General features: G+C 65.9%; 23 protein-coding genes. 10 read left to right on the top strand and 13 right to left on the bottom strand.

The annotated features are described in order from the left end of the window. Positions 1–230: 230 nt before the first annotated feature. Positions 231–2,324: a DEAD/DEAH box helicase gene (locus AAC979_RS02015; RefSeq protein ID WP_371348978.1), complete on the top strand. Its 2,094-nt coding sequence runs from the start codon at positions 231–233 to the stop codon at positions 2,322–2,324. 134 nt (positions 2,325–2,458) lie between these two features. On the opposite strand, the gene AAC979_RS02010 is transcribed toward AAC979_RS02015, so the two are convergent. The 5 genes from AAC979_RS02010 to AAC979_RS01990 are packed head-to-tail and all read right to left on the bottom strand — an operon-like array spanning position 2,459 to position 6,581. Further along, positions 2,459–3,163, bottom strand: a complete 705-nt coding sequence (locus AAC979_RS02010; RefSeq protein ID WP_371345153.1) for a fumarylacetoacetate hydrolase family protein — start codon at positions 3,161–3,163, stop codon at positions 2,459–2,461. Continuing rightward, the gene (locus tag AAC979_RS02005; RefSeq protein ID WP_371345152.1) at positions 3,163–3,915 is read right to left on the bottom strand and encodes an ABC transporter permease; all 753 of its coding nucleotides are present in this window, start codon (positions 3,913–3,915) and stop codon (positions 3,163–3,165) included. Before AAC979_RS02005 ends, AAC979_RS02010 begins: the two co-directional genes overlap by 1 nt. An 11-nt stretch (positions 3,916–3,926) precedes the next feature. Next, on the bottom strand, positions 3,927–4,733 hold the full coding sequence (locus AAC979_RS02000; RefSeq protein ID WP_371345151.1) for an ABC transporter ATP-binding protein: 807 nt from the start codon (positions 4,731–4,733) through the stop codon (positions 3,927–3,929). A gap of 2 nt (positions 4,734–4,735) precedes the next feature. Then, positions 4,736–5,566, bottom strand: coding sequence for an ABC transporter permease (locus AAC979_RS01995; RefSeq protein ID WP_371345150.1), 831 nt, complete (start codon positions 5,564–5,566; stop codon positions 4,736–4,738). 10 nt (positions 5,567–5,576) lie between these two features. Next, entirely contained in the window at positions 5,577–6,581 is a 1,005-nt protein-coding gene (locus tag AAC979_RS01990; RefSeq protein WP_371345149.1) for an ABC transporter substrate-binding protein, read from the bottom strand. 183 nt (positions 6,582–6,764) lie between these two features. On the opposite strand from AAC979_RS01990, the gene AAC979_RS01985 reads away from it, so the two are divergent. After that, on the top strand, positions 6,765–7,454 hold the full coding sequence (locus AAC979_RS01985; protein WP_371345148.1) for a FadR/GntR family transcriptional regulator: 690 nt from the start codon (positions 6,765–6,767) through the stop codon (positions 7,452–7,454). A 110-nt stretch (positions 7,455–7,564) separates the two neighbouring features. Next, positions 7,565–8,074: a lasso peptide biosynthesis B2 protein gene (locus tag AAC979_RS01980; RefSeq protein ID WP_371345147.1), complete on the top strand. Its 510-nt coding sequence runs from the start codon at positions 7,565–7,567 to the stop codon at positions 8,072–8,074. A 48-nt stretch (positions 8,075–8,122) separates the two neighbouring features. Here the strand turns inward: AAC979_RS01980 and AAC979_RS01975 are convergent, their stop codons facing one another. From AAC979_RS01975 to AAC979_RS01965, 3 genes are read right to left on the bottom strand one after another with little or no spacing between them, the layout of a single operon-like run. Then, positions 8,123–9,238, bottom strand: a complete 1,116-nt coding sequence (locus tag AAC979_RS01975; protein ID WP_371348977.1) for an ABC transporter permease — start codon at positions 9,236–9,238, stop codon at positions 8,123–8,125. Positions 9,239–9,273: 35 nt separating this feature from the next. Further along, positions 9,274–10,245, bottom strand: a complete 972-nt coding sequence (locus AAC979_RS01970) for an ABC transporter ATP-binding protein (protein WP_371345146.1) — start codon at positions 10,243–10,245, stop codon at positions 9,274–9,276. A gap of 5 nt (positions 10,246–10,250) precedes the next feature. Further along, complete coding sequence (locus AAC979_RS01965) at positions 10,251–11,228, bottom strand: HlyD family secretion protein (protein WP_371345145.1); 978 nt, start codon at positions 11,226–11,228, stop codon at positions 10,251–10,253. Between the two features lie 317 nt (positions 11,229–11,545). On the opposite strand from AAC979_RS01965, the gene AAC979_RS01960 reads away from it, so the two are divergent. Continuing rightward, the gene (locus tag AAC979_RS01960) at positions 11,546–12,301 is read left to right on the top strand and encodes an alpha/beta fold hydrolase (protein WP_371345144.1); all 756 of its coding nucleotides are present in this window, start codon (positions 11,546–11,548) and stop codon (positions 12,299–12,301) included. A gap of 19 nt (positions 12,302–12,320) precedes the next feature. Here the strand turns inward: AAC979_RS01960 and AAC979_RS01955 are convergent, their stop codons facing one another. Next, positions 12,321–12,605: a hypothetical protein gene (locus AAC979_RS01955; protein WP_371345143.1), complete on the bottom strand. Its 285-nt coding sequence runs from the start codon at positions 12,603–12,605 to the stop codon at positions 12,321–12,323. Between the two features lie 392 nt (positions 12,606–12,997). On the opposite strand from AAC979_RS01955, the gene AAC979_RS01950 reads away from it, so the two are divergent. The 6 genes from AAC979_RS01950 (at position 12,998) to AAC979_RS01925 (ending at position 18,231) form a co-directional block, all read left to right on the top strand. Next, a complete protein-coding gene (locus AAC979_RS01950) occupies positions 12,998–13,429 on the top strand; it encodes a hypothetical protein (RefSeq protein WP_371345142.1) in 432 nt (143 codons plus the stop codon). A gap of 278 nt (positions 13,430–13,707) precedes the next feature. Beyond that, positions 13,708–14,220, top strand: a complete 513-nt coding sequence (locus tag AAC979_RS01945) for a c-type cytochrome, methanol metabolism-related (protein WP_371345141.1) — start codon at positions 13,708–13,710, stop codon at positions 14,218–14,220. A 168-nt stretch (positions 14,221–14,388) separates the two neighbouring features. Beyond that, positions 14,389–15,744, top strand: a complete 1,356-nt coding sequence (locus AAC979_RS01940; protein ID WP_371345140.1) for an aspartate aminotransferase family protein — start codon at positions 14,389–14,391, stop codon at positions 15,742–15,744. Next, positions 15,744–16,685 (top strand): 3-keto-5-aminohexanoate cleavage protein, encoded by a 942-nt coding sequence (locus AAC979_RS01935; protein ID WP_371345139.1) that lies wholly within the window; start codon positions 15,744–15,746, stop codon positions 16,683–16,685. The genes AAC979_RS01940 and AAC979_RS01935 overlap by 1 nt, the downstream gene beginning before the upstream one ends. After that, entirely contained in the window at positions 16,682–17,731 is a 1,050-nt protein-coding gene (locus AAC979_RS01930) for a histone deacetylase family protein (RefSeq protein ID WP_371345138.1), read from the top strand. Before AAC979_RS01935 ends, AAC979_RS01930 begins: the two co-directional genes overlap by 4 nt. Next, positions 17,728–18,231 (top strand): N-acetyltransferase family protein, encoded by a 504-nt coding sequence (locus AAC979_RS01925; protein WP_371345137.1) that lies wholly within the window; start codon positions 17,728–17,730, stop codon positions 18,229–18,231. The genes AAC979_RS01930 and AAC979_RS01925 overlap by 4 nt, the downstream gene beginning before the upstream one ends. 9 nt (positions 18,232–18,240) lie before the next feature. Here the strand turns inward: AAC979_RS01925 and AAC979_RS01920 are convergent, their stop codons facing one another. The 4 genes from AAC979_RS01920 to AAC979_RS01905 form a co-directional block, all read right to left on the bottom strand. Beyond that, positions 18,241–19,863 carry an ABC-F family ATP-binding cassette domain-containing protein gene (locus AAC979_RS01920; protein WP_371345136.1) on the bottom strand — a complete coding sequence of 541 codons (1,623 nt, stop codon included), beginning with the start codon at positions 19,861–19,863 and terminating at the stop codon, positions 18,241–18,243. A 96-nt stretch (positions 19,864–19,959) separates the two neighbouring features. Beyond that, positions 19,960–21,282: a sorbosone dehydrogenase family protein gene (locus AAC979_RS01915; RefSeq protein ID WP_371345135.1), complete on the bottom strand. Its 1,323-nt coding sequence runs from the start codon at positions 21,280–21,282 to the stop codon at positions 19,960–19,962. 71 nt (positions 21,283–21,353) lie between these two features. Continuing rightward, positions 21,354–22,631 carry an ATP-binding protein gene (locus tag AAC979_RS01910; RefSeq protein WP_371345134.1) on the bottom strand — a complete coding sequence of 426 codons (1,278 nt, stop codon included), beginning with the start codon at positions 22,629–22,631 and terminating at the stop codon, positions 21,354–21,356. Then, positions 22,628–23,380 carry a response regulator transcription factor gene (locus tag AAC979_RS01905; protein WP_371345133.1) on the bottom strand — a complete coding sequence of 251 codons (753 nt, stop codon included), beginning with the start codon at positions 23,378–23,380 and terminating at the stop codon, positions 22,628–22,630. The genes AAC979_RS01910 and AAC979_RS01905 overlap by 4 nt, the downstream gene beginning before the upstream one ends. Positions 23,381–23,562: the final 182 nt, after the last annotated feature.

Genomic DNA, 23,562 nt, shown 5'->3' with positions numbered 1-23,562 from the left:
GTGGTCAACTCGCGTGAAAACCGCGTGACGGGCATTGGAGACGGGGTCTCCCGAATGCGGCGCCTCCCCCGGGCGGCAGCGCACTTCCCGGCCGCACGGCATGCCGGCAGACCGAGGCGGCAGTAGCGCTGCGGCGCCAGCAAGATTAAGGAGGGGGTCCCCGGACCTTCTCGAAGGGCGCCCCGGATGCCCGACGAACCTGCGACATAGGCGGACGACCCGTGACCTTCATGACGACCAACCCGGCGCTCGCCCGCGCACTTGCCGAGCGGGACTATACCAATCCGACGCCGGTGCAACTTGCTGTGCTGGCGCCCGAGGCGGCCGAACGCGACCTGCTGGTGTCGGCCCAGACGGGCTCGGGCAAAACGGTGGCCTATGGTCTTGCCATGGCCGAGACGCTGCTGGCCACGCAGGAGCTTTTTCCCCCGGCCGGAGCACCACTTGCCCTGGTGGTGGCGCCCACGCGCGAACTGGCGCTGCAGGTGCAGCGGGAATTCGGCTGGCTTTATGCAGCCACAGGCGCGCGCGTGGTCTCCTGCGTCGGCGGCATGGACCCCCGGCAGGAGCAGCGCCTGCTGAACCAGGGCGCCCACATCGTCGTCGGCACGCCGGGGCGGCTGCGCGACCATCTGGAACGCAGCCGGCTCGATCTCTCCGCGCTGAAGGTCGCGGTGCTCGATGAAGCCGACGAGATGCTGGACCTCGGCTTCCGCGAGGACCTCGAATTCATTCTCGACGCCACCCCGCCGGAACGGCGCAGCTTGCTTTTTTCCGCTACCATGCCACGCGGTATCACGGCGCTTGCCCGGCGCTACCAGCGCGATGCCCTACGTATCGAGGTGGCGAGTGCGGAGGGCGGTCATGCCGATATCGAGTACCGCACTCTGCGCGTCGCGCCGACCGAGATCGACCACGCAGTGGTCAATGTGCTGCGCTTTTACGACACACCGAGCGCCATCGTGTTCTGCAACACCCGCGAAGCCGTGCGGCGGCTGCATGCCATGCTGCAGGAACGCCAGTTTTCGGCCGTCGCGCTCTCCGGCGAGTTGAGCCAGAACGAGCGAAACCATGCCCTGCAGGCGCTGCGCGACGGGCGGGCGCGGGTATGCGTCGCTACGGATGTTGCCGCGCGTGGCATCGACCTGCCTAATCTCGGCCTCGTCGTCCATGCCGAATTGCCCAATGACGCGGAAAGTCTCCAGCATCGCAGCGGCCGCACCGGCCGTGCGGGACGCAAGGGCGTGAGCGTGCTTTTGGTGCCGCCGTTCCGGCGCCGACGCACAGAGGACCTGATGCGCGGGATCGGCGTCGCGCCGGCCTGGTCTGGCCCGCCGACGGCCGAAGAAATCCGCAAGCTCGACCATGAGCGAATGCTGAGCGACGCATTGCTCACCGACGATCCGAGCGAGGACGACCTCGCCGCTGGCCGCACCCTGCTCACGGCGCATCCGCCCCAGCACCTTGCCGCCGCGCTGGTACGACTTTATCGGGCCGGCCTGCCGGCGCCGGAGGAAGTGGCCGATCCCGGTGAGCCGCGGCCCGCGCGAGACCGGATGGCGGATCGCGCCTTCGGTGAGCCGGCAGGGGGCGGCAGCGTCTGGTTCCGGCTCAATGTCGGACGCCGCAGCAATGCCGATCCCAAATGGCTGCTGCCGCTGATCTGCCGTCGCGGCAATGTGACCCGCAAGGACATTGGCATCATCCGGATTCTCGACGAGGAAACCGCGTTCGAGGTGAGCCTTGCCGCTGCCGACCGCTTCGCCAAGGCGGCGCGGAAGATCGAGAGCGGCGACGTGGTGATCGAGCCACTGCCCGGTGGCCCGCCGGAAGGTCGCTTCGTCCGCACGCCCCGCGAGCGGCCGATGCGCGAGCGGACGGACCGTCCCGAGCGTGAACGACGTCCCGAGCGTGAACGTCCCGAGCGCGCGCGACCGGAACGGGAAAAGCCTGCCCAGGACAAGCCTGCCTATGAGGCGCCTTTCTACGAAAAGCCCGCACGCGCGCCGGCGGCACGCCACGAGCGATCGCACGATGCCGCGACCGAGGGCCGTCCGCGGCGCGAGGCGATGCCGGGCGACAGGCCCGAGCGCACCAAAACCGCTCATCGCAAGGGCGGGACGGAGAAGCGCGAATGGAACCCTCTGGCGGACGCCGATCGGGAGCGTTCGGCACGCCCTGAGCGGCCGAAGACGTTTGAAGGTAAAAAGCCGGGACGCCTTGAGGGCAAGAAGCTGGAAGGCAAGCCGCGTTTCGACAAGGGAACCGAGGGCAAGAAACCCTATACCAAGCCCGGCAAAAGCAAGCCGCCGCGCCGGCCTTGACCGGTAACCGGCCTCGGGTTCGGTCTGACACCTGAAAAAGCAAACGAAAAGGGACGCAGCGATCACGCTGCGTCCCCTTCATCAATGCGTCGGCGGCACCCGATGCTCGGCAACGGGTGCCGGCCTGAAGCGGTTCAGACGACCTTGACGGTCAGCGTGCCGACGCCGTCGACGCCACCTTCCATCACATCGCCGCGCACAATGGCGCCGACACCCGCCGGGGTACCGGACATGATGACATCGCCGGGCCGCAGTTCGAACAGGCCGGAGAGGTAGGAGATCATCTCCGGCACCTTCCAGATCATCTGGTTGAGATCACCGACCTGGCGCTGGGTGCCGTTGACGTTGAGCCACACCTTGCCATTGGCGGGATGGCCGATGGAGGAAGCCGGCACCAGCGCCGAACAGGGAGCGGAGGCCTCGAAAGCCTTGCCCACTTCCCAGGGGCGGCCGAGCTTCTTGGCTTCGCCCTGCAGGTCGCGGCGGGTCATGTCGAGGCCGACGCCATAGCCCCAGACGTGATCAAGGGCGGATTCGACCGGGATGTTCACCCCGCCCTTGCCGATGGCGACGAGCATTTCGAGTTCATAATGCACATCGCTGGACTTGTCGGGATAGGGAAAGGTGCCGTCGACGATGACATTGTCCGGGTTCTTCTGGAAGAAGAAGGGCGGCTCCTTGTTGGGATCATGCCCCATCTCGATCGCGTGTTCGGCGTAGTTGCGGCCGACGCAGTAGATGCGATGGATCGGGAACAGCTTGTCCGAGCCTTCGACGGGCAGCGTCGGAATGCCAGGAGGCGTGATCACATAGGCGGAAGTGTCGATAGGCGCGTTCATCAGCGTACTCCTGCGTAATAGTCGACGCGTTTCTCAATGCTTTCGATCAGGCTCGACAATCCCATCGCCGCGACGAACAGGATGATGGTCAGGGCCCAGAAATTCTCCATGTCGAAATTGCGCGAGTAGAGCTCGAACAATTCGCCATAACCGATGATCGCCACCAGCAACTGGCCGATCACCACGCCCTTGACCCCGCGCACCACGCCGAGGCGAATGCCGGCAAGAATTTCCGGCAGCGCCGCCAGAAGGATGATCTTGCTGTACAGCGCGAAGCGGGAGGCGCCGTAGCTGCGGCCCATTTCCAGCAGCGAATTGGGCACGCTCTGGATGCCGGCGCGGGTGTCGAGGACGATGATCCATACGGCGAACAGGAACACCGTGACCACGACCGTGGTCTCTCCCATGCCGAAGAGGATCATCAGAACCGGCACCAGAGCGGAGAGCGGGGCAGACACGAAGATGTTCACCCAGATGCCGAGCAGATTGTCGGCGGTGGTGGACCGCCCCATCAGCACCCCGACCGCGATGCCGACGACAATGGCGAAGAACATGCCGATCAGGAAGCTGTTCAGCGTGGTCAGCGCCGCCGCCTGCCAGGTGCCGGTCTGCACCAGCGCCACCGCCGCCACCAGCACATCGGAAAGCGGAGGAATGAGGAACATCGCGCCGGAACGTCCGACCAGTTCCCAGACGACGCACCACACAAGCAGCGACGCCATCATAGGCACGCGAAATCCGAACAGTGTCATCGCGCCCTCCCCTAGTCGACGTAGTGCTTGAGGCCCTGCCAGATTTCCTCGACCGTATCGAGGTAGCCCTGGTCACGGCGGATGGCGTCGGGCGAGGCGGAGCGGTCGATCTCCGGTTCGATAATCTGGGCAATGCGGCCGGGGCGGCGCGAGAGGATGACGATGCGGTCCGAGCAATAGACCGCTTCCTCGATCGAGTGGGTGACGAAGATGAAGGTCTTCTTCTCCTTTTCCACCAGCTCCAGCAGATCCTCCTGGAACTTGCGCCGGTTCTGTTCGTCCACCGCCGAGAACGGTTCGTCGAGGAGGAGCACATCGGCGTTCACCGCGAAAGCGCGGGCGAGGCCCACGCGCTGGCGCATGCCGCCGGAGAGTTCGTGTGGGTACTTGTTCTCGAAACCCGCCAGTCCGACCTCTGCAATGTACTTGACCGCGATCGCCTGTCGCTCGTCCTTGCCCATGCCTTTCAGCTCAAGGCCGAAGGCTACGTTGCGCAGGACCGTGGCCCACGGCATCAGCGCGAAGTCCTGGAACACGAAGGCCCGCTCGGGCCCCGGGCCGGTGACGGTCTGGCCATTGACGCGGATCTCGCCCGAGGTGGCGGGGATCAGGCCGGCGATGATCTTGAGAAGCGTGGTCTTGCCGCAGCCCGAGGGGCCGAGCAGCGTGGTGAGCTTGCCCGCGGGGAAATCGAGGTCAATGCCGCGCAGGGCCTCCACCTCATTGTACATCTTGCAGACGCCACGCACCTCGACCGCGACATCCGAGCCGGCGGGACGGGAGGCGGCGCTCGCCGCCTGGGCGGTGATGTTGCGCATGGTCAGGACCTTCTTTTCTCGGGACGCAGCACGCGAAGCTCGAAAGCCTCAAGCGCGGCGAGCGTCAGGGTGGACACAAGGATGATGGACACCACCGCTGCATACATCTCGGCATAGTTCGCGACCGAGCGGTGATAGGTGATAAGATCGCCAATGCCCGTCGGGGTGATGAGCAGTTCCGCCAGGATCACGCCGATAAAGCCGGCGGCCAGGCCAAGGCGCAGGCCGGCGAAGATCACCGGGCTGGCGTCGGGGATGATGATCTTGGTGATGCGCTGCCAGAGATTGCCCTGGAACGAGTAGCACATGGCGACCAGCGAAGGGTTGGCGTTACGCACCGCCTTGTAGCCGTTGAGCACGATCACCGGCAAAGCCAGCATGACCACCGCCAGCGTCTTCGACACGAGGCCGATGCCGTAGACGAAGGTGATGAGCGGGATCAGCGCCGCCATCGGCGCGGCCTGAAGGACGATGAACACGGGCGCCACCAGCCATTCGGCGAAGCGCGACAGGCCCATGACGATGCCGAGCGCGATGCCGATGATGGCGGAGATGGCAATGCCGATCACCAGCGGCTGCAATGTCTCGGCGTAGGCCGCGACAAAGGAGCCGTCGAGCGTCATCGTCACAAACGCCCGTAGTGTCTCAAGGAAGGTCGGAAAGGCGAAGCTGATCGGGATGCGACCGGCGATTTCCCAGATGAGGAAGAACAGCCCGACCGACGCCAGGCGCCAGAGAGCGGTGCGGTGCTCGGAGAGCTTCCTCCAGAAGAAGGAAGCTTCGGAGGGGGGAACGGCTCGCGAGGAGCCGTTCGCCTGTACCGGATAGGTCATCCAACCGGCCTCAGTTCGTGCCAACCTTGGCGAGCGCGCGGTTCAGCGGCTCGAGGGCCCAGAAATCCTCGACCTTCAGCTCATCGGGCTTGCCCTGAAGCTGGCCGGAGAGGGTGTAGAAAGCGAAGTCGTCCTTGGCCGCCGCCTCACCGCCGCCATTGAGCGGGAACGCCTTGCCCTCGGCGAGTTCGGTGAAGTACGGGGTGATCTCGGCCACCTGATCGGCCGGCAGGTCCGGCAGCAGCTTGTACTTGGCGCGCCACTCGGCAACGATCGCCGGGTTCTTGGTGACTTCGCGCCAGGTGGTCAGTACCGACTCGACGATAACGTCCACGTCCTTCGGATTCTTGTCGAGGAAGTCCTGGCGGGCGAACAGCGCCTCATCGGTCGCGTTGATACCGTCGAGCGGCAGGATAATGAACTTGCCCGGCGCCTTTTCCTGCAGCAGCCGGCGACCGGCCGCATCCACGATCGTCGCCTTCACATTGCCCTGAAGCAGCGCGCCGGTGCGTACTTCCGAACCGGGGATGTAGCTGATCTTGGAGAATTTGATGCCCTGCTTCTCCTCCATCAGCTTCATGATGGCTTCCGTGCCGGAGCCGCGCGAATGGACGGCGACTTCCTGACCGTTCAGATCCTTCCACGTCTTGTAGAACTCGGCATTGACGGCGGGATAGAAGCGCAGGGTGGAGAGCTGCAGGAAGATGCGCACCGGCACCTTCACCTTCTGCATCAGCGCGTAGGGACCGCCCACACCGATATCCGCCTGCCCGCTCACCACCGCCTGGGCGGCGATGTCCTCGGACTTCAGATAGGTCATCTCGATCTCGACGCCGCGCTCCTTGGCGAGTTCGAAGGCCGCGAGCAGATGCAGATTTTCGACCGAGGCGATGTCGCCATAGGCGACGCGAACCTTTGCTTCCGCCTGCGACACCGCCGCCATGGCGAGGCCGACGCCGACAGCGGCTGCCATGACGGACAGGCCACGCAATTTTCTCGTGAATTCCTTGAGCATTTTCAGTCTCCCATGAGAGCCGAGCGGTTCAATCCGCTACTCGCCCAACCCGCGAGGTTGGATACCAATTTCATTTTGGTTTATATTGGCTGCACAAGCCGGTCAAGAGTGGATTGGCTTGACCGCACGATTTGATGCCGCCATAGAATGAACCAATTCGCACTTTGGTTGATCCGGACACCCATGCTTAATCCTGCTGCCGACCCCCATCTCGAAAAGGGCATCGTCACACAATTGCGCGCCTATCTCGCGCAGATCGAGCTCGCCGATGACGGCCGCCTGCCGCCGGAGCGTGAATTGTCGGCAGCGCTGGGCGTTTCGCGGACCGAGCTGCGCAAGGCGCTTGATGTGCTGGAAGCGGAAGGCCAGCTCTGGCGCCATGTCGGCAAGGGCACCTTCATGGGCAGCCGGCCGCTCGACACCTTTGCCGACATTGCCGCATTGGCCCGCCGCAGCAACCCGGCGGAGGTCATGCGCGCGCGGATCGTGATGGAGCCGGAAATCTGCCGTGCCGCCGCCTTCACAGCGACGCCGGAAGACATCGCGGAGATGCGGATGTGCCTCACGCGCTCCCGTCAGGCGGAAACCTGGCGCCAATACGAGGCTTGGGACACCCGCCTGCACCGGACGATTGCCGAAGCCTCGCAGAACACACTGCTTCTCGGCCTGTTCGACACGCTGAACGCGGTGCGCCGCGCGGTGACCTGGGGTCGGCTGCGTACCGAGCCGGTAAAGCCGCTGCCGGACCATCACAGCTTTGCGGAGCATGAGGCGATTGTCGACGCCATCGAGCAGCGCGATATAGCCGCCGCCGCCGCCTGCATGCGTGCGCATCTGCAGACGGTTGAGCGCAAGCTCCTCGACCGCCAGTGAAGCGGAAACGGTGCGAAGCTGCTTGAGAAACCGGACGACTTCAGGCTTGGATGGCGCGTAGGTGCCGAACCGTCACCGTAAGTCCATGCCGAACGCCGAATGATGCCGACATGCCCGACGGCCAGTTCACAGTGAGCGCCTCTCCCCCAGGCGGCCGTCGCGCCAAGGGCGCCCCCCGCCGCCTGCGCGCGTTCCTCGCCCGCTGGCGGCGGCTGAGCTGGCCTGACCGGACCCTGCTGGGCGAGGCGCTTCTGGTGGTCGCGCTCGCGCGGCTGGCTATCGTCACGCTGCCCTTCCGCCATGTGGCCCGGCTTGCCTCGACCCGGCCGGCGCGCCCGCTCCCGGCGGATGCAGAGGCGCAAATTCTGCGTGCGCGCTGGGCCATTCGCGCGGTCGCCCGCCGCATGCCGTTCCGGGCCCTATGCCTTGAACAGGGGCTCTCGGCACGGGCAATGCTGCACCGGCGGGGCGTGCCGACGACGCTCTATTATGGCGTGGCGAAAGATAAGGACGGAAAACTGGCGGCGCATCTCTGGGTGCGCTCGGGCGCGCTTGACGTGATTGGCACCGAGAACGCCGCGCAGTTCACCCTTCTCGCCACCTTTCCGCCGGTTGAGTGAGTCGGAAGCAGCAGGCGGCGCGGCGGCCGCCATGCGATTCACTGGCGATCAGTCCAAGGTCTGCCGGAAACGCCGCACGGCCAGCACCATGGCGACGAGCATGATCACGCACAGGCCAAGTATATTCTGCGCAAGATCGGGCGCCGTCGCACCTTTGAGCAATATGCCACGCACCATCCGCAGATAATGGGTCAGCGGGAGCGTTTCGGCGACCCACTGCGCCCAGGTCGGCATGCCGGCGAAGGGAAACATGAACCCCGACAGCAGGATGTTGGGCAGGAAGTACATGAATGTCATCTGCACCGCCTGCAACTGGTTCTGCGCGAGGGTGGAAAACGTATAGCCGATGGAGAGGTTGGTGAGGATGAACAGGCCGGTAAGGGCGGTGAGAAGCGGCAGGCTGCCGACCACCGGCACCTGGAACAGCAGCACGGCCGCGCCAAGGATCATCGTCGCCTGCATCGCCCCGACCATGACATAGGGCGTGATCTTGCCGACCATGATCTCCACCGGCCGGATCGGCATGGCGAGCAGCGTCTCCATCGTCCCGCGTTCGATCTCGCGGGTGACCGAGAGCGCGGTGAAGATGAGCATGGTCATGGTGAGGATGGTGCCGAGAAGGCCCGGCACGATATTGAGCTGGGTGACCGCCGCCGGGTTGTAGCGCGGATGGGTGTGGAATTCGAAAGGCGGCGGCATCTTCTCCAGACCGCTGCCCTCCGGAGCGTCGTCGACATTGAAGCGCTCGCGCCGTACCGAGGTTTCCACCAGCCGCTCCAGCGCCGCCAGCGCGCTGCTCGAGGCGACGGGATCGGTGGCATCCGCCGACACCAGCAGGGCCGGGCTTTCCCCGCGCCGAACCGCACGCTCGAAGCCGGCGGGGATTTCCACCACGAACAGCACCTGCCCCGAGCGCAGCAGACGCTCCGCCTCCTCCTCGTTCACGGGGTGATGGGTGATGGCGAAATATTTGGTGTTCTCGATCGCGGCGAGGATGGAGCGGGTGAGCGCCGACTGATCATAGGCCAGCACCGCCGTCGGCAGATGGCGCGGCGTCATATTGATGGCGTAGCCGAACATGATCAATTGCAGCAACGGAATCGACACCATGACCGCGAAGGAGACGCGGTCGCGCAGCAATTGGATGAACTCCTTGCGTATCATCGCAACGATACGGCGCAGGGAACCCGCGATGCCCCTCACCGGACGTTGTCCCTTGACCGGTTGATGAGGTCGATGAACACGTCCTCAAGGCTGGGACTGTCCACACGCCAGACCAATTCCTCCCGCCCGGCGAAGCCGGCAATGCCGCGCTCCAGTGCCTCCCGGTCGCGCCCGCCCACATGCACGCTGGTGCCGAACGGCGCCACCAGCTCGAAGCCCGGCACCGCCATCAGTTCGCGTGCCAGCGTCGCCGGGTCCGGCCCGGTAACGCGCCACATGTGAAGCGCCGAGCCGGCGACCACCTCTTCCACCGTGCCCTGCGCCAGCAATTCGCCATAGGCGATATAGGCGATCTCGTGGCAGCGTTCGGCCTCGTCCATGTAATGGGTTGAGACCAGCACCGTCACACCCTCCGCCGCCAGATCGTGAATCTGCGCCCAGAACTCGCGCCGCGCCTGCGGATCGACACCGGCGGTGGGCTCGTCCAGCAACAGCAGCCGGGGTTTGGGCAGGATGCAGGCACCGAGGGCGAGACGCTGCTTCCAGCCACCCGAGAGGTTGCCGGCGAGATGCCGTTCCCGACCGGCAAGGCCGAGGGAGGCGATGGCCGCTGCCGCGGCATGCTCGGCATCGGGCACGCCATAGATGCGGGCGACGAATTCGAGGTTTTCCTGCACGGAGAGATCGGCATAGAGGCTGAATTTCTGCGTCATATAGCCGACATGACGGCGGATGGCGCGGCCTTGCGTGCGTATGTCCAGCCCAAGGCAGGTGCCGCGTCCCTCGTCCGGCGTCAGCAGGCCGCACAACATGCGGATGGTGGTGGTCTTGCCGGAGCCATTGGGGCCGAGAAAGCCATAGATCTGGCCGCGTTTCACCCGCATGGTGAGATGGTTCACCACGCAATTGCCGCCGAAACTCTTGCTGAGGCCCTCCACCTCGATGGCATAGTCGGCCGCGACCGGCCCGGCCGCCGAGGACGGCGCCTCGCCCGCTGTAGCTGTCAAGGCTCTCATGGCGCGATCTCGACCGTGACCGGCTGTCCGGGTCGCAGCTTGGAAGGATCGCGCGGCTTGGCCTCCAGCATGAACACGAGCTTGGAACGCTCATCCAGGCTGTAGATGACGGGGGGCGTGTATTCGGCGCTGCGGGCGATGTAGCTGACCGTGGCCTCGATCGCCTCGCCGCAGCCGTCGCATGTCACCGTCACCGGCATGCCGATGCGGAAACTGGCGAGGGCAGGCTCGGGCACGAAGAAGCGCACCTTGATCAGTTCCGGCGGCAGGATCGCCAGCACCGGCCGGCCGGCCGGGACCAATTCGCCGGCGCGAAAATAGACGGTCTCCACAGTGCCGCCAATCGGAGCGGACATGCTCCGCCGATCCAGCCGCACCTCGGCCGATGCGAGGGCGGCCCGGGCGGCATCCACCGCCTTCTCGGCGGCGGCGATCTCGTCGTCGCGACCCGCGAGCTTCGCCGCCTCGATCTGACGGCGCACCTCGTCCAGCGACGCCTCGTTCTGGTTGAAGGTCTGCTGCGCGGAATCGAGCGCTGCCTTGGACGACACCTGCTTGGACTGCAAATCCCGCTGGCGTTCCAATTCCAGGCGGGAGAGTTCGAGCGCAGCCGCCGCACGGCGTTCGCCGGCCTCCAGAACCGCCACCTGCTCCGGGCGCTGGGTCGAGGCCTTGACGTTCGCAAGCTCCGAAAGCGCCTGCCCGAGGCTCGCTTCAGCGGACTTCACATTCGCGCGCTGGAGATCGTCGTCGATGGTGAAGAGAGGCATGCCCTTCGTCACCAGGTCGCCTTCGTCCACCCGCAGCTCGATGATCCGTCCCGCCTCATCCGGCCCGACGAAGATGGAGTCGGCTTCCGCATAGCCTTGGTACCCACCCGGCGCGGTGACGACGAAGACAGCGGCGAGCGAAAACAGAACCAGAGTTAAAATGAGGACGACAATATTGGTCGGCAAGCGAAAGCGCGGCGTCATCCTACCTCCAGTGGCGCGGCCCGCGAGACCCCCTCTCGCGGTCAGTCCGGCGCTCCCCTGCCCAGCCGGCGGTGACCGGAAAGTATCCGGGCCGCGACATCTTGTGCGAACACGCCGAGATAGGGAGCTTCATCATACGATCATTTTCCCTACCGGATTTCCAGCGGCACCGGCCCCTTTATCCTTCCGCAATCGCGTTTCAGTCAAAAATAGTCAGTGATCGGCGCCCATCGTTCCAGTGTAAGAAGAGCCCGCTCCCGGCACGTGGCCCGGGAAATGCTTGTAGCGAAATCTCATGCACCGCCGGGGGGCGAGGAATGCCATCTGTTGCAGTTTTTCTGCCGACCTTTTTTGCGGGGTCGTGGGTCTGGTCCGCTCAGATCGAAATAATGCGAAATAACGGATACGAGCCCATCCTATTCGATGAGCCATTCCTCAAGTTGGGCGATAATAACAACACATTACCCAAACTCGTAACTTTTGTAAAAAATGCCCTACTTCAATACCGCTCGCAGGATATGGTGGTATTCGGCAACTCCATGGGTGGGTATATCGGGCTCGCTCTGGCCAGCGATCCGACGTTCAACATACGTCAGGCCTTTGTCGGCGGGTGCCCCGGGGCGGGAGAGAACGTAGCGCTCGGACTCGGCGTCAGCCGGATCCTGTCGCTAAACTATGCCCACAAAATATCCCGCGAGCTCTTCCACAACCCCTGCCGCGTCGATCCGCACATGGTCGAGACCACGTTTCGCGCGATCGCCAATCGGCAGTGCTTCATGACGGGCATCTCGATCCTGCGGTCACTGCAGAAAATCGACGTGCGGGACTTCATCGGCGACCTCGCGGTCGATACCCACCTGATATGGGGTCTGCACGACCGGGTGACGCCTATCGACCCCTGGCGGGAATTGGCGGCGATCAACCCGTACCTCCATCTGCACGCCATCGCCGACGCCGGGCACTGCCCGATGATCGAGACCCCTGCGGCCTTCAATGCCGTGCTGGAGCGCACCCTTCTGCAGCAGCACCCGGCTCGCCCCGGGATGATCTCGGAAGCGCAACCAGCGCCGTGAGGGAGATGCCCGTTCCGGATCAGCCCGTCGCAGCGACTTCCTGCTTCTCGAAGCGCTGCGAACCAAAGTCCTGATAGTGGGTACAAAAATATTGCCGAGCAATCTCGGCGACGAGGCGGGCGCGGGTCACATGCGTCCCAGGAATGGTCTTGTCGATCCAGCTATCCGGCACCGTCAGAATCATGCCTGATTCGAGCCGGCACAGAATCGTGCGCAGTTCCTCGCCATCCATCGCGCGCGCCCATCGCTCACCCTCGGGGGCCCCGCTATAGGCCAGAGTGCCGGGCGAAATCCAGTCTTTCATACCCTCTCCTGATGAAAGTAGGGACTGGGTACACGCCTGCCCCCGCAGGCTTTGCCGACGACAGATATTCCCACGAATCCCGGCACCCGCCACGGCCGATAGCCTCGGCTGCTCCGGCCTCCGGCACGTCATCTGGGAGAAATTTGGTCGGCTGTTGCCATGACGCCACACGTGGTGTTCAGCTTCCCAAGCCACTCAGCCGAAACCGTTTTTCCTGCAACGGCGGTCACATTAGAACTTGTTTAATTCCGCTGTCGCAACCTGAGTGGTACGAGAACGGGGCACGGAGCGCCCGCCGTAACGTCATGGTGGTTTATTACAGGCGGGAATATGCTAAGAGGTGGTAGGGTTCAGCGATGGCACTCTGTGCCCTCGAAACTCGAGGGGCTGTGATGCGAAGTGTTCTTACTCTGGCGGCTGTGGTTGCCTTGTCCTTCGGGGTTGCCGGAAATGCCGCCGCTCAGGACGGTTGCCAGACCTCCGGTCGGCTGGCGTCTGCCGCCGGCTCGGTAATGGTCGACAAGGGCAACGGCTTTGTGCCGGGCGTTGTCGGCACCGCGCTGAAGACGGGCGACAAGGTTTCGGTGCGCGGCCAGGGCAATGCGGTGGTCGATTTCGGCAACAACCGGACGGTGACCGTCCCCAGCTCGACCACGGAGACGCTCCGCGCTCCGGGTTGCGGCCTTGACCTCACCAATTCGGGGAGCGCAAATCCCGCTCTCGGTATTGCGGCGACCCTGGCGGTTGGCGGCGGTCTCGCCGCGGCGATTTCCGCTGCGGATAGCTCCAGCGGCACCACCATCATCACTCCCGTCAGCCCCTGATCGGCGAGACGTGGGGCCGAGGGGCCGCTTCGTCCCTCGGCTGGAGGTGATCGCAGGTCGCTCCGGCATGCGCATATGATTTGCCGGGCGCCTCTGTTGCGCTTGAGGGCTTGCGCTCGTGGCACGCTGTCTCCCAGAGATATGCGTAGATCTTCCGGTCCCACCGCAGGGATAGTTGCGCGCGGAATCTCCCGGCTTGACCCGGCCGGCCGGCCGATGGAGCATGATGTGCTCCGACCGCGCCACGACACAACAAGACGGCGGAGCGGGAGGATCGCATGCCTGCTCGCATGGGCGCGGCCGTCGCCGCCGGCCTTGTTCTTCTGATAAGCGCGGCCTTGGCCGACCCCTCGGGTGACCCGTCGGCCACCAGTTCCACGGATGGCCTGTACAGCGACGCGCAGGGCAACCCCACCTACAGGATCAGCAAGGACGGAACGGTCGACTGGTACACGTCGATCGGCTACCTCCGTTACACCGCCAACTGCCTGCAGTGCCATGGCCCGGACGGCTTGGGCTCCAGCTTCGCCCCCTCGCTGACCGACGCGCTGCAGTCCCTGAACTACAGCCAGTTCATCGACACCGTCACCAATGGCAAGCAGAATGTCAGCACGAGCCAGGAACTGGTGATGCCGGCCTTCGGCACCAATCCGAATGTGATGTGCTTCATCGACGCCATTTTCGTCTATCTCCGCGCCCGGTCGGACGGCGCCCTCGGGCGGGGGCAGCCGGCGAACAGCGCGCCGCGGCCGGCGGGCTACACCGCCCGCGAGGATGCGTGCCTCGGCTAGGCGTTCCTACGGTACGTGATGCCCAGGCCAGCCCGATGATAGTCTGTGCCGCATTCACCTTCAGCGCCCGATTCGAACGGAACCGCGAGGCGAGGCTGACTGTCCCCACGCCGCCTCCGCCCGGTCGCGCGTGGTGGCGTGCATTCCTCCGTCGCCTGAGAGCCCCTGATGACCGCTGACCGCCCCGCCTCCCACCTCTTCTACCAAAGCCGCCTGCGCCGGCCGATGCTGGCGCGCGGCGAAGGCGTCTACCTCTGGGACAGCGCGGGCACGCGCTATCTCGACGGCTCAAGCGGCGCGATGGTGTCCAATATCGGCCATTCCAACCCCGCCGTGCTCGCGGCCATGCGCCGGCAGATGGAGCTATCCACCTTCGGCTATCGGCTGCATTTCGAGAATGAGCCCGCCGAGCGGCTCGCCACCCGCATCGCCCAGCGCATGCCGGAAGGGCTGGACCGGGTGTTCTTCGTCTCCGGCGGTTCAGAGGCGGTGGAGAGCGCGCTGAAGCTCGCCCGGCAATATGCGGTGGCGCGCGGCCAGGCCGAGCGCTGGAAGGTGATTTCGCGCTTTCCCTCCTATCACGGCTCGACGCTGGGGGCGCTGGCGGTCACCGGCATGTCGCTGATGAGCGCGCCCTTCGCGCCCATGCTGCGCGAGATGCCGAAAATCCCCGCCCCGACCTGCTATCTCGACCGCGATGGTCTGACATGGGAAGAACGCGGCCTGCGTTACGCCCACATGCTGCGGGACGAAATCCTGCGGCAGGGACCGGAGACCTGCCTCGCCTTCATCATGGAGCCGGTCGGGGGCGCCTCCACCGGCGCACTGGTGGCGCCCGATGGCTACTACGCCGCCATTCGCGCCATTTGCGACGAGTTCGGCCTGCTGCTGATCTGCGACGAGGTGATGAGCGGGGCGGGACGCACCGGGCGCTATCTCGCCAGCGAGCACTGGGGCCTGCGGCCGGACATCGTGGCGCTCTCGAAAGGCTTCGGCGCCGGCTACGCGCCGCTCGGGGCCATGGTGGCGGACAACATCATCGCCGAGACGGTGATCGACCATGGCGGCTTCGTCCACGGCCACACCTATGCCGGCAATCCGCTCGCCTGCGCCGCCGGCCTCGCCGTGGTCGACGAAATCGACCGGCTCGACCTCATCGCCGCCGCCGCGCGACAGGGCGACGCCCTGAAGGCGCGGCTGGAAGGGCTGATGACGCGCTTCCCCTTCATCGGCGACGTGCGCGGCAAGGGGCTGCTGCTGGCCTTCGAACTGGTGGCCGACCGCGCGACCATGGCGCCGCTGCCGGTGGAACTGAACGCGCATCTGCGCCTCGTCGATATCGCTTACGAGGCCGGGCTGATCATCTATTCCCGCCGCACCCGCGGCGGGCGCATCGGCGACCATTTCATGGTGTGCCCGCCGCTGATCGTCACCGATGAGCAGATCGACGAGATCCTGGAGAAGCTGAGCGGCGCGCTGGAAGCCTTCGCGGCCGAGGCCAGTCTGCCGGTGGGAGGCGCGTGATGAGCTCACCCGTCATTCTCACCTGCGCCGTCACCGGCTCCATCCACACGCCGTCGATGAGCCCCTATCTCCCCCTCACGCCCGAGCAGATCGCCGAGCAGGCGATCGAGGCGGCGGAAGCGGGAGCGGCGATCCTGCATCTGCACGCCCGTGATCCCGCCAGCGGCGCGCCCTCGGCCGACCCCGCGCTGTTCCAGGAGATCGTGGCGCGCATCCGCGCCCGCTGCGACGCCGTGCTGAACCTCTCCACCGGCGGCTCCTCGCGAATGACGCTGGACGACCGGCTGGCAGCGGCACGCCTCCTTGAGCCAGAAATGTGCTCGCTCAACATGGGCTCGATGAATTTCGGCCTGTTCCCTCTCGCCGATCGCTATGACTGGCAGCACGAGTGGGAGCGCGGCTTTCTGGAAGCTACCCGCTCGGTCATCTTCCGCAACAGCTTCGAGGATATCGAGACCATTCTCACCGATCTCGGCGCGAGGCGCGGCGCGCGCTTCGAGCTGGAATGCTACGATGTCGGCCATCTCCAGACCGTCGCCTTCTACCTCAAGCAGGGGCTGCTGAAGCCGCCGGTGTTCCTGCAATTCGTGCTGGGCGTGCTGGGCGGCATCGACGCGGCGCCCGAACAGCTGATGCACATGAAGGCCAGCGCCGACCGGCTGCTCGGCAGCGACTATCATTTCTCCGTGCTTGCCGCCGGCCGCCAGCAAATGCCGCTCGGCACCATGGGCGTCATTCTCGGCGGCAATGTCCGGGTCGGGCTTGAGGACAACCTCGCCATCGCCCGCGGCGAACTTGCGACCTCGAACGCCGCGCAGGTGCGCAAGATGCGGCGGATCATCGAGGAACTCGGCCATCGCCTCGCCACCCCGGACGAGGTGCGCGCCCGGCTTGGGCTCAAGGGCGCCCCTTCCATCGCACGCGGGAGCGCCTCTCCATGAAGGTGATCTTCGATGCCGCGCAGAAGAAGCACTATCCCGGCTTCTTTCTGACCAGCGGGGCGCGCGCCCCGAATCCGGAAGTGCCGGCGCGCGCCGATATCCTGCTCGCAGCGGCCCGCGCCGCCGGCCTCACGCCGGAAGTGCCGCCGGACCTCGGCTATGCCCCGGCCGCCGCCATCCACACGCCGGAATATCTCGCCTTCCTCCAAGGCATCTTCGCGCGCTGGCAGCGCATCGAAGGGGCGTCGGACGAGGTGATCCCGAACATCCATCCCAATGGGCGGGGCGGCTCCTACCCACTCTCCGCCGTCGGTCAGGCCGGCTACCACATGGCCGACACCTCCTGCCCGATCGGGGCGGAGACCTATGACGCCGCGTTGCGCAGCGCCCATGCCGCCGCTTATGCGGCGCAGTTAGTGCAGGAGGGTGCGCCGGCCGCCTATGCCCTGTGTCGCCCGCCCGGCCATCATGCCTTCGCGGATATGGCCGGCGGCTTCTGCTACCTCAACAATTCCGCCATCGCCGCGCAGGCGCTGCGCGCAAGCACCGCCCGTGTCGCCATTCTCGACATCGACGTGCACCACGGCAATGGCACGCAGGGCGTGTTCTACGACCGGGCGGACGTGCTCACCGTGTCCCTCCACGCCGACCCGGCGCGGTTCTACCCCTTCTTCTGGGGCCATGCGGGTGAGCGCGGCGATGGCGCGGGCCTCGGCTACAATCTCAACCTTCCGCTGCCGCGCAAGACCGGCGACGAGGGCTTCCTCACCGCGCTGGATCACGCTCTGTCGCGCATCGCCGCCTTCTGTCCGGGGGCGCTGGTCATCGCGCTCGGGCTCGACGCCTATGAGGGCGACCCCTTCGCCGGTCTCAGCGTCTCGACCCCCGGCTTTCGCCGCATCGGGGCGAAGATCGGCGAATTGGGTCTGCCCACTGTGGTGGTGCAGGAAGGCGGCTATGTCTGCGACGCGCTGGGCGACAATCTCGTCGCCTTTCTCGACGGTTTCCGTGCCAGCCATCGCGGGGTGCTGGAGGCCGGCCGGTGACGGCGGCAGATGCACGGCCGGCGCCGACGATCCGGCCGCTCGAACAGGTGGACCTCGCCGCCGCCGCCGACATGATCGCGCATCTGGCGCATCACGTCCGGCCCGGCTTTCGACCCGGCGCCGATGCGGCGAGCCTGGAGCGCTACGGCCCGACCGGGCTGGGGCTGTTCGAGGCGGTCATCGCCCGGCGCGCGGAGGCTGCGGTGGGGCTCTGCCTTTACACCTACGCCTTTTCCGGCTGGCGCGGCCGGCCCGGCGTCTTCGTCGAAGACCTCTATGTCGCGGAGACGGAGCGCGGCAGCGGCCTCGGGCGCGCCTTGCTGGCCGCCGTCATCGCCCGCGAGGCGCCGAAGGGCTGCAGTTTCATCAAGCTGCATGTCGACAAGGCCAATGCCGGGGCACAGGCCTTCTATGCTCGGCTCGGCTTCGTGCCGGAAGCGCATGACGACACGCTCGCCCTCGAAGAAGAGGGCCTGCGAGCGATCACCGGGACGTTCTGAGGGCGCCTGTCAGTTCCGCAGCCCCGGCGCTTCCTGCCCGGTGCGGGCGACATATTCGACATAGCCGCCGCCATATTGGTGGATGCCGTCCGGCGTCAGTTCCAGCACGCGGTTCGACAACGCGGCGAGGAAGTGCCGGTCATGGCTGACGAACAGCATCGTGCCTTCATAGTCCGCCAGCGCGGCGATGAGCATTTCCTTGGTGGCGATGTCGAGATGGTTGGTCGGCTCGTCGAGCACCAGGAAATTCGGCGGATCGTAGAGCATGCGCGCCATGGCGAGGCGCGCCTTCTCGCCACCCGAAAGGACACGGCACTTCTTCTCCACATCGTCGCCGGAGAAGCCGAAGCAGCCGAGCAGCGAGCGCAACGAGCCCTGCCCCGCCTGCGGGAAGGCGTCTTCCAGCGTCTCGAACACGGTGCGCTCGCCTTCCAGCACCTCCATGGCGTGCTGGGCGAAATAGGCCATCTTCACGCTGCCACCGACCGCCACGCTGCCACCGTCAGGCGCGGTCTCGCCCGTCACCAGCTTGAGCAGGGTCGACTTTCCGGCACCGTTGACGCCCATCACGCACCAGCGCTCGCGCCGGCGCACATGGAAATCCAGCCCCTCATAGATGCGCCGGGCGCCATAGCTCTTATGGACATTCTTCAGGCTGACCACGTCCTCGCCGGAGCGCGGCGGCGGCTGGAACTCGAACGCCACCGTCTGGCGCCGACGCGGCGGCTCCACACGTTCGATCTTGTCGAGCTTCTTCACCCGGCTCTGCACCTGCGCGGCGTGGGAGGCACGGGCCTTGAAGCGCTCGATGAAGGCGATTTCCTTGGCCAGCATCGCCTGCTGGCGCTCGAACTGCGCCTGCTGCTGCTTTTCGGCCAGCGCGCGCTGCTGGGCGTAGAATTCGTAATCGCCGGAATAGGAGGTGAGCGCGCCGGCGTCGATCTCGACGATCTTGTTGACGATGCGGTTCATGAAGGCGCGGTCATGCGAGGTCATCATCAGTGCGCCGTCGAAATTCTTCAGGAACGCCTCCAGCCAGATCAGGCTTTCGATGTCGAGATGGTTGGAAGGCTCGTCCAGCAGCATCACGTCAGGGCGCATGAGCAGGATGCGGCCGAGCGCGACGCGCATCTTCCAGCCGCCGGAGAGACGGCCGACATCGCCCTCCATCATTTCCTGCGAGAAGCCGAGGCCGGCCAGCACCTCGCTCGCCCGGCCCTCCAGCGAATAGCCGTCCAGTTCCTCGAAACGCGCCTGCACCTCGCCATAGCGCTCGATGACGGCATCCATCTCGTCGGCACGGTCGGGGTCGACCATGGCCGCTTCGAGTTCGCGCAGTTCGGCGGCAATGCTGCTCACCGGGCCGGCGCCGTCCATCACCTCCGCCAGCACCGACTTGCCGGCCATGTCGCCGACATCCTGGCTGAAATAGCCGATGGTGATGCCGCGATCGACCGAGACCTGCCCCTCATCCGGGGCCTCTTCGCCGGTGATGAGGCGGAACAGCGTGGTCTTGCCGGCGCCGTTGGGGCCGACGAGCCCCACCTTCTCGCCCTTCAGCAGCGTCGCCGACGCCTCGATGAAGACGAGTTGCTTGCCGTTCTGCTTGCCGATGGAATCGAGCCGGATCATGCGCGCGGGAGGTCCTGGAGAGAAGCTCCCGCGCGTTTAAGCCATTCCCGGCTCCGGAGGAAGGGCCGCCGCCTTCCGCCTGCTGCGTTGCAGCGATCAGACCGGCGAGACGCGCCAGATGCAGTCGCCGACATCGTCGACGCACAGAAGCCCGCCGCGCTTGTCGACGATCACCCCCACCGGGCGCCCCAGCGCCTTGCCGTCGACGCGGAAGCCGCCGAGGATTTCCTCCGGCGGGCCGGCCGGCTTGCCGTCCTCGAACGGCACGAAGATCACCCGGTAGCCGGAGGGCGGGTTGCGGTTCCAGGAGCCGTGCTGGCCGATGAACACGCCATTGCGGAAGCGCGCGCCGAAACGGTCGTCATCGACGAAGGTGAGGCCGAGCGAGGCGGTGTGGGAGCCCAGCGCATAATCGGGCTTGAGCGAGGCCGCGACCAGATCGGGGCGCTGCGGCTTCACCCGCTCGTCGACGATCTTGTCGTAGTAGCAATAGGGCCAGCCATAGAAGGCGCCGTCCTTCACCGAGGTCATGTAGTCCGGAACCAGATCGTCGCCGATCTCGTCGCGCTCGTTGACGCTGGTCCACAATTCGCCGGTGACCGGGTTCCAGTCCATGCCCACGGGGTTGCGCAGCCCGCCAGCGAAGACGCGGTATTTTCCCGTCGCGATGTCCACTTCCAGAATGGCGGCGCGGTCCACTTCCTCCTCCATGCCGAACTCGGCGACGTTGGAGTTGGAGCCGACGCCGACATAGAGCTTCGTCCCGTCCTTGTTGGCGACGAGGCTCTTGGTCCAGTGGTGGTTGCGGCCGGAAGGCAGGTCGCAAATCTTCACCGGGGGCGCGTCGATGCGGGTGGCGCCGGGCACATAGGGGAAGCGCACCAGCGAATCCGCGTTCGCCACATAGAGCTGGTCACCCACCAGGGCCATGCCGAAGGGCGAATAGAGGTTCTCGATAAAGGGCAGCTTGATCTCGGCCACCCCGTCGCCATCGGCGTCGCGCAGCAGGGTGATGCGGTTGGCGCTCTTCACGCCGGCGCCGGCGCGCACCATCACGAAACCCATCGCCCACCAGCGCAGGCTGAAGATGCCGGCCGGCCAGGGCGGGCCAGCGGTCTCGGCGACGAGAATGTCGCCATTAGGCAGTTCATAGACCCAGCGCGGATGGTCCAGGCCCTCGGCGAAGAAGCTCACCTTGAAGCCCGGGGCGGGCTTGGGCTTCTGGCCGGGCCCCCAGCCGACGGCCGGGGCGATCTTCATGATCGGGATGAGGGTCGGCTTGGGCTTGGGCAGCTTGGGCAGGTCGCCATAGCCGGCTTCCTCGGCAAGGGCGGGCGCCTTGCGCAGATCCGTGAGGAAATGGACGACGCCGGTGATGCAGGCGCCCAGAAAGCCGCTGATCTTCACGTAGTTGGCCATGACTGGCTCCGGCAGAGGGGGATGCGCCATCTCAGCCCGGAAAGTCGCGCCAGCGCAATAGCTTCTTCGGCTTATCCTGCCTCGGATAGGGCCGTTTCGCCGCAGACCGCGGGAAAGTCGATCCGCTGCCTCAGCCCGAGCGCCATATTCTCCAGCACCAGGGTTCCGCCGCTGCGGGTAACGATCTGCGCGGCGATGGCAAGGCCCAGACCTGCCCCCGGCATGGGGGCGCCGCGCGCCGGGTCGACCCGGAAGAAGGGCTCGAACACACGCGGAAGCAGTTCCTCGGGAATGCCGGGCCCCTCATCCTCGATCAGCACGCGCCCGATGGTCTCTGGCGCTTCCACCCGTACCATCGCCTGTCGTCCATGCGTGGCGGCATTGATGAACAGGTTGCGCAAGGCCCGCCTCAGCGCTTCCGGCCGTGCCCGGATGGTGACCGGCGCGGTGCGCCCCAGGCTCACCGCATAGCCGATCGCCCTCAGTTCCGTTGCCGTATCGGCAACCATGGCATCAAGGCGCAGGGCTTCGCCGGCATCATCTTCCACCTCTTCGCGCACCAGCCGGATGGCGCTGTCGGCGATCCGATCGAGTTCGTCGAGATCCTCGATGAAGGCCGCGCGCTCTTCCTCGCCGAGGAATTCCGCCCGCAGCCGCATGCGCGTCATCGGCGTGCGGAGATCGTGCCCGGCCGCCGCGACCAGCCGCATGCGGCTCTCCATGACCTCGTGAAGCCGAGCCGCCAACTGATTGATCGCGCGGGCCGCCGCCCGCACCTCGGCGGGCCCTTTCTCCGGCGCGGGTTCGACACTTCCACAGGGACGAATCGCGTCAGCCGTCCGCTGCAGCAGCGCAAGCGGCTCGGTGAGCCTGTGCACGGCGCACACCATGACCAGGGTGACGCCAACTGCAACCAGCAGAATCCAGCCGACCAGGGCCCACGCATTGCGCGGGCCGGGCACAGGAAGGCCGGTGGGGACGATCAGCCAGCGGCCATCGGACAATGGGACCGAAATGACCGGCCAGTCGAAATCGGCCGGTTCGGAAATGGACACTTTTAGGGCGCGTCCGCGCTGGGCAAGGGCCGCGTTGACGGCTTCCATGATCGGCTCGATCTGCCTTCCGCCGGCCGGCGCGTCGGCGATGCGGGCATAGGCGCCCTCGTCCGGGGCCATTCGCGAGCCTTCCGCGAGATCGACGAGCATGCCGATCTGCGTCGCCGTCGCATTGTCGACCCGGCTGAAATCGGGCGGCTTCAGCAGCAGCAGGGACAGCCCTGTCGCCACCACGAGCACGCCGAGGACGGAGCCGACCAGCAGCGCGGTGAGCTTGGTGCGCATGGAGTTCATGGCGCGCCGGACCCTTCTTCAACCGCCGGCTCGACGCGCGCGGCGAGCTGATAGCCGCCATTGCGCAGCGTCTTTATGATCTGGAACGTCCCGGCGTCGCCCATCTTGCGGCGCAGCCGGCTGATGAGGACATCGACGGAGCGATCGAAGCCGGCCGGCACTCTTCCATGAGTGATGTCAAGGAGTTGCTCACGCGACAGCATGCGCCCGGGCCGCTCGAGAAAAGCGAGGAGCAGGTCGAATTCGGCGCCGGTCAGGACGATCTCACGTCCCTCGGCATCCCAGAGCTGGCGGCTGGTGGGATCGGCGAGGAAACCGCCGAATCGCAGGCGCAACGCCGGCGGCGGCGGCGCGCTGTCGCGCGGGGACAGGCGCCGCAGCACGGCGCGGATGCGGGCGACGAGCTCGCGCGGATTGAACGGCTTGCCGAGATAATCGTCCGCGCCAATCTCCAGCCCGATGATGCGATCGACATCTTCCTTCAGTGCAGTGAGGAGGATGATGGGAACAGAGGAGCGCGTGCGGATCGTCCGGCACAGGTCGAGGCCGGACACATCGGGCAGCATCAGATCGAGCACGATAAGGTCGATCCGTCCCTCGGTGATGCGGCGCTCCGCCTCCTTGCCGTCGGCCGCCAGCGAGACGCGGAAATTCTGCTCGGCGAGATAACGCCCGAGCAGCTTGCGTATCTGCTGGTCATCGTCGACCACGAGTATATGCGGGCCACTGCCCGCGTCCGATCCGCGCATATCGTTCATCCCGCCGCTATAGGCGCCCGGCGCGGCCTCTGCCGGAGAATTTTGCGAACCAGCGTTGCCGCCCCGGCATGCGCAACGCTGGGAAACAATTCTGGCGCATTTTACCGCCGGCGGGAAACATAAGAGCAACGCTCGCGAAAAAGACGACCGGCGCCCGGGCGGAGGTGTCTGAG

The sequence above is a fragment of the Ancylobacter sp. IITR112 genome (assembly GCF_041415945.1).
GTDB lineage: Bacteria > Pseudomonadota > Alphaproteobacteria > Rhizobiales > Xanthobacteraceae > Ancylobacter.
Note: the sequence above shows the minus strand (reverse complement) of the source record. Positions and strands in the feature narration are given on the sequence as shown.

Excerpts from the sequence above, each read along its gene's own strand:
- AAC979_RS01930 (WP_371345138.1), top strand. The coding sequence starts at position 16,682 with ATGAAGGTGATCTTCGATGCCGCGCAGAAGAAGCACTATCCCGGCTTC.
- AAC979_RS01945 (WP_371345141.1), top strand. The coding sequence starts at position 13,708 with ATGCCTGCTCGCATGGGCGCGGCCGTCGCCGCCGGCCTTGTTCTTCTG.
- AAC979_RS01965 (WP_371345145.1), bottom strand. The coding sequence starts at position 11,228 with ATGACGCCGCGCTTTCGCTTGCCGACCAATATTGTCGTCCTCATTTTA.
- AAC979_RS01975 (WP_371348977.1), bottom strand. The coding sequence starts at position 9,238 with ATGATACGCAAGGAGTTCATCCAATTGCTGCGCGACCGCGTCTCCTTC.
- AAC979_RS01905 (WP_371345133.1), bottom strand. The coding sequence starts at position 23,380 with ATGCGCGGATCGGACGCGGGCAGTGGCCCGCATATACTCGTGGTCGAC.
- AAC979_RS01960 (WP_371345144.1), top strand. The coding sequence starts at position 11,546 with ATGCCATCTGTTGCAGTTTTTCTGCCGACCTTTTTTGCGGGGTCGTGG.
- AAC979_RS01940 (WP_371345140.1), top strand. The coding sequence starts at position 14,389 with ATGACCGCTGACCGCCCCGCCTCCCACCTCTTCTACCAAAGCCGCCTG.
- AAC979_RS02005 (WP_371345152.1), bottom strand. The coding sequence starts at position 3,915 with ATGACACTGTTCGGATTTCGCGTGCCTATGATGGCGTCGCTGCTTGTG.
- AAC979_RS02000 (WP_371345151.1), bottom strand. The coding sequence starts at position 4,733 with ATGCGCAACATCACCGCCCAGGCGGCGAGCGCCGCCTCCCGTCCCGCC.
- AAC979_RS01990 (WP_371345149.1), bottom strand. The coding sequence starts at position 6,581 with ATGCTCAAGGAATTCACGAGAAAATTGCGTGGCCTGTCCGTCATGGCA.
- AAC979_RS01915 (WP_371345135.1), bottom strand. The coding sequence starts at position 21,282 with ATGGCCAACTACGTGAAGATCAGCGGCTTTCTGGGCGCCTGCATCACC.
- AAC979_RS01995 (WP_371345150.1), bottom strand. The coding sequence starts at position 5,566 with ATGACCTATCCGGTACAGGCGAACGGCTCCTCGCGAGCCGTTCCCCCC.
- AAC979_RS01955 (WP_371345143.1), bottom strand. The coding sequence starts at position 12,605 with ATGAAAGACTGGATTTCGCCCGGCACTCTGGCCTATAGCGGGGCCCCC.
- AAC979_RS01910 (WP_371345134.1), bottom strand. The coding sequence starts at position 22,631 with ATGAACTCCATGCGCACCAAGCTCACCGCGCTGCTGGTCGGCTCCGTC.
- AAC979_RS01985 (WP_371345148.1), top strand. The coding sequence starts at position 6,765 with ATGCTTAATCCTGCTGCCGACCCCCATCTCGAAAAGGGCATCGTCACA.
- AAC979_RS02015 (WP_371348978.1), top strand. The coding sequence starts at position 231 with ATGACGACCAACCCGGCGCTCGCCCGCGCACTTGCCGAGCGGGACTAT.
- AAC979_RS02010 (WP_371345153.1), bottom strand. The coding sequence starts at position 3,163 with ATGAACGCGCCTATCGACACTTCCGCCTATGTGATCACGCCTCCTGGC.
- AAC979_RS01935 (WP_371345139.1), top strand. The coding sequence starts at position 15,744 with ATGAGCTCACCCGTCATTCTCACCTGCGCCGTCACCGGCTCCATCCAC.
- AAC979_RS01980 (WP_371345147.1), top strand. The coding sequence starts at position 7,565 with ATGCCCGACGGCCAGTTCACAGTGAGCGCCTCTCCCCCAGGCGGCCGT.
- AAC979_RS01950 (WP_371345142.1), top strand. The coding sequence starts at position 12,998 with ATGCGAAGTGTTCTTACTCTGGCGGCTGTGGTTGCCTTGTCCTTCGGG.
- AAC979_RS01920 (WP_371345136.1), bottom strand. The coding sequence starts at position 19,863 with ATGATCCGGCTCGATTCCATCGGCAAGCAGAACGGCAAGCAACTCGTC.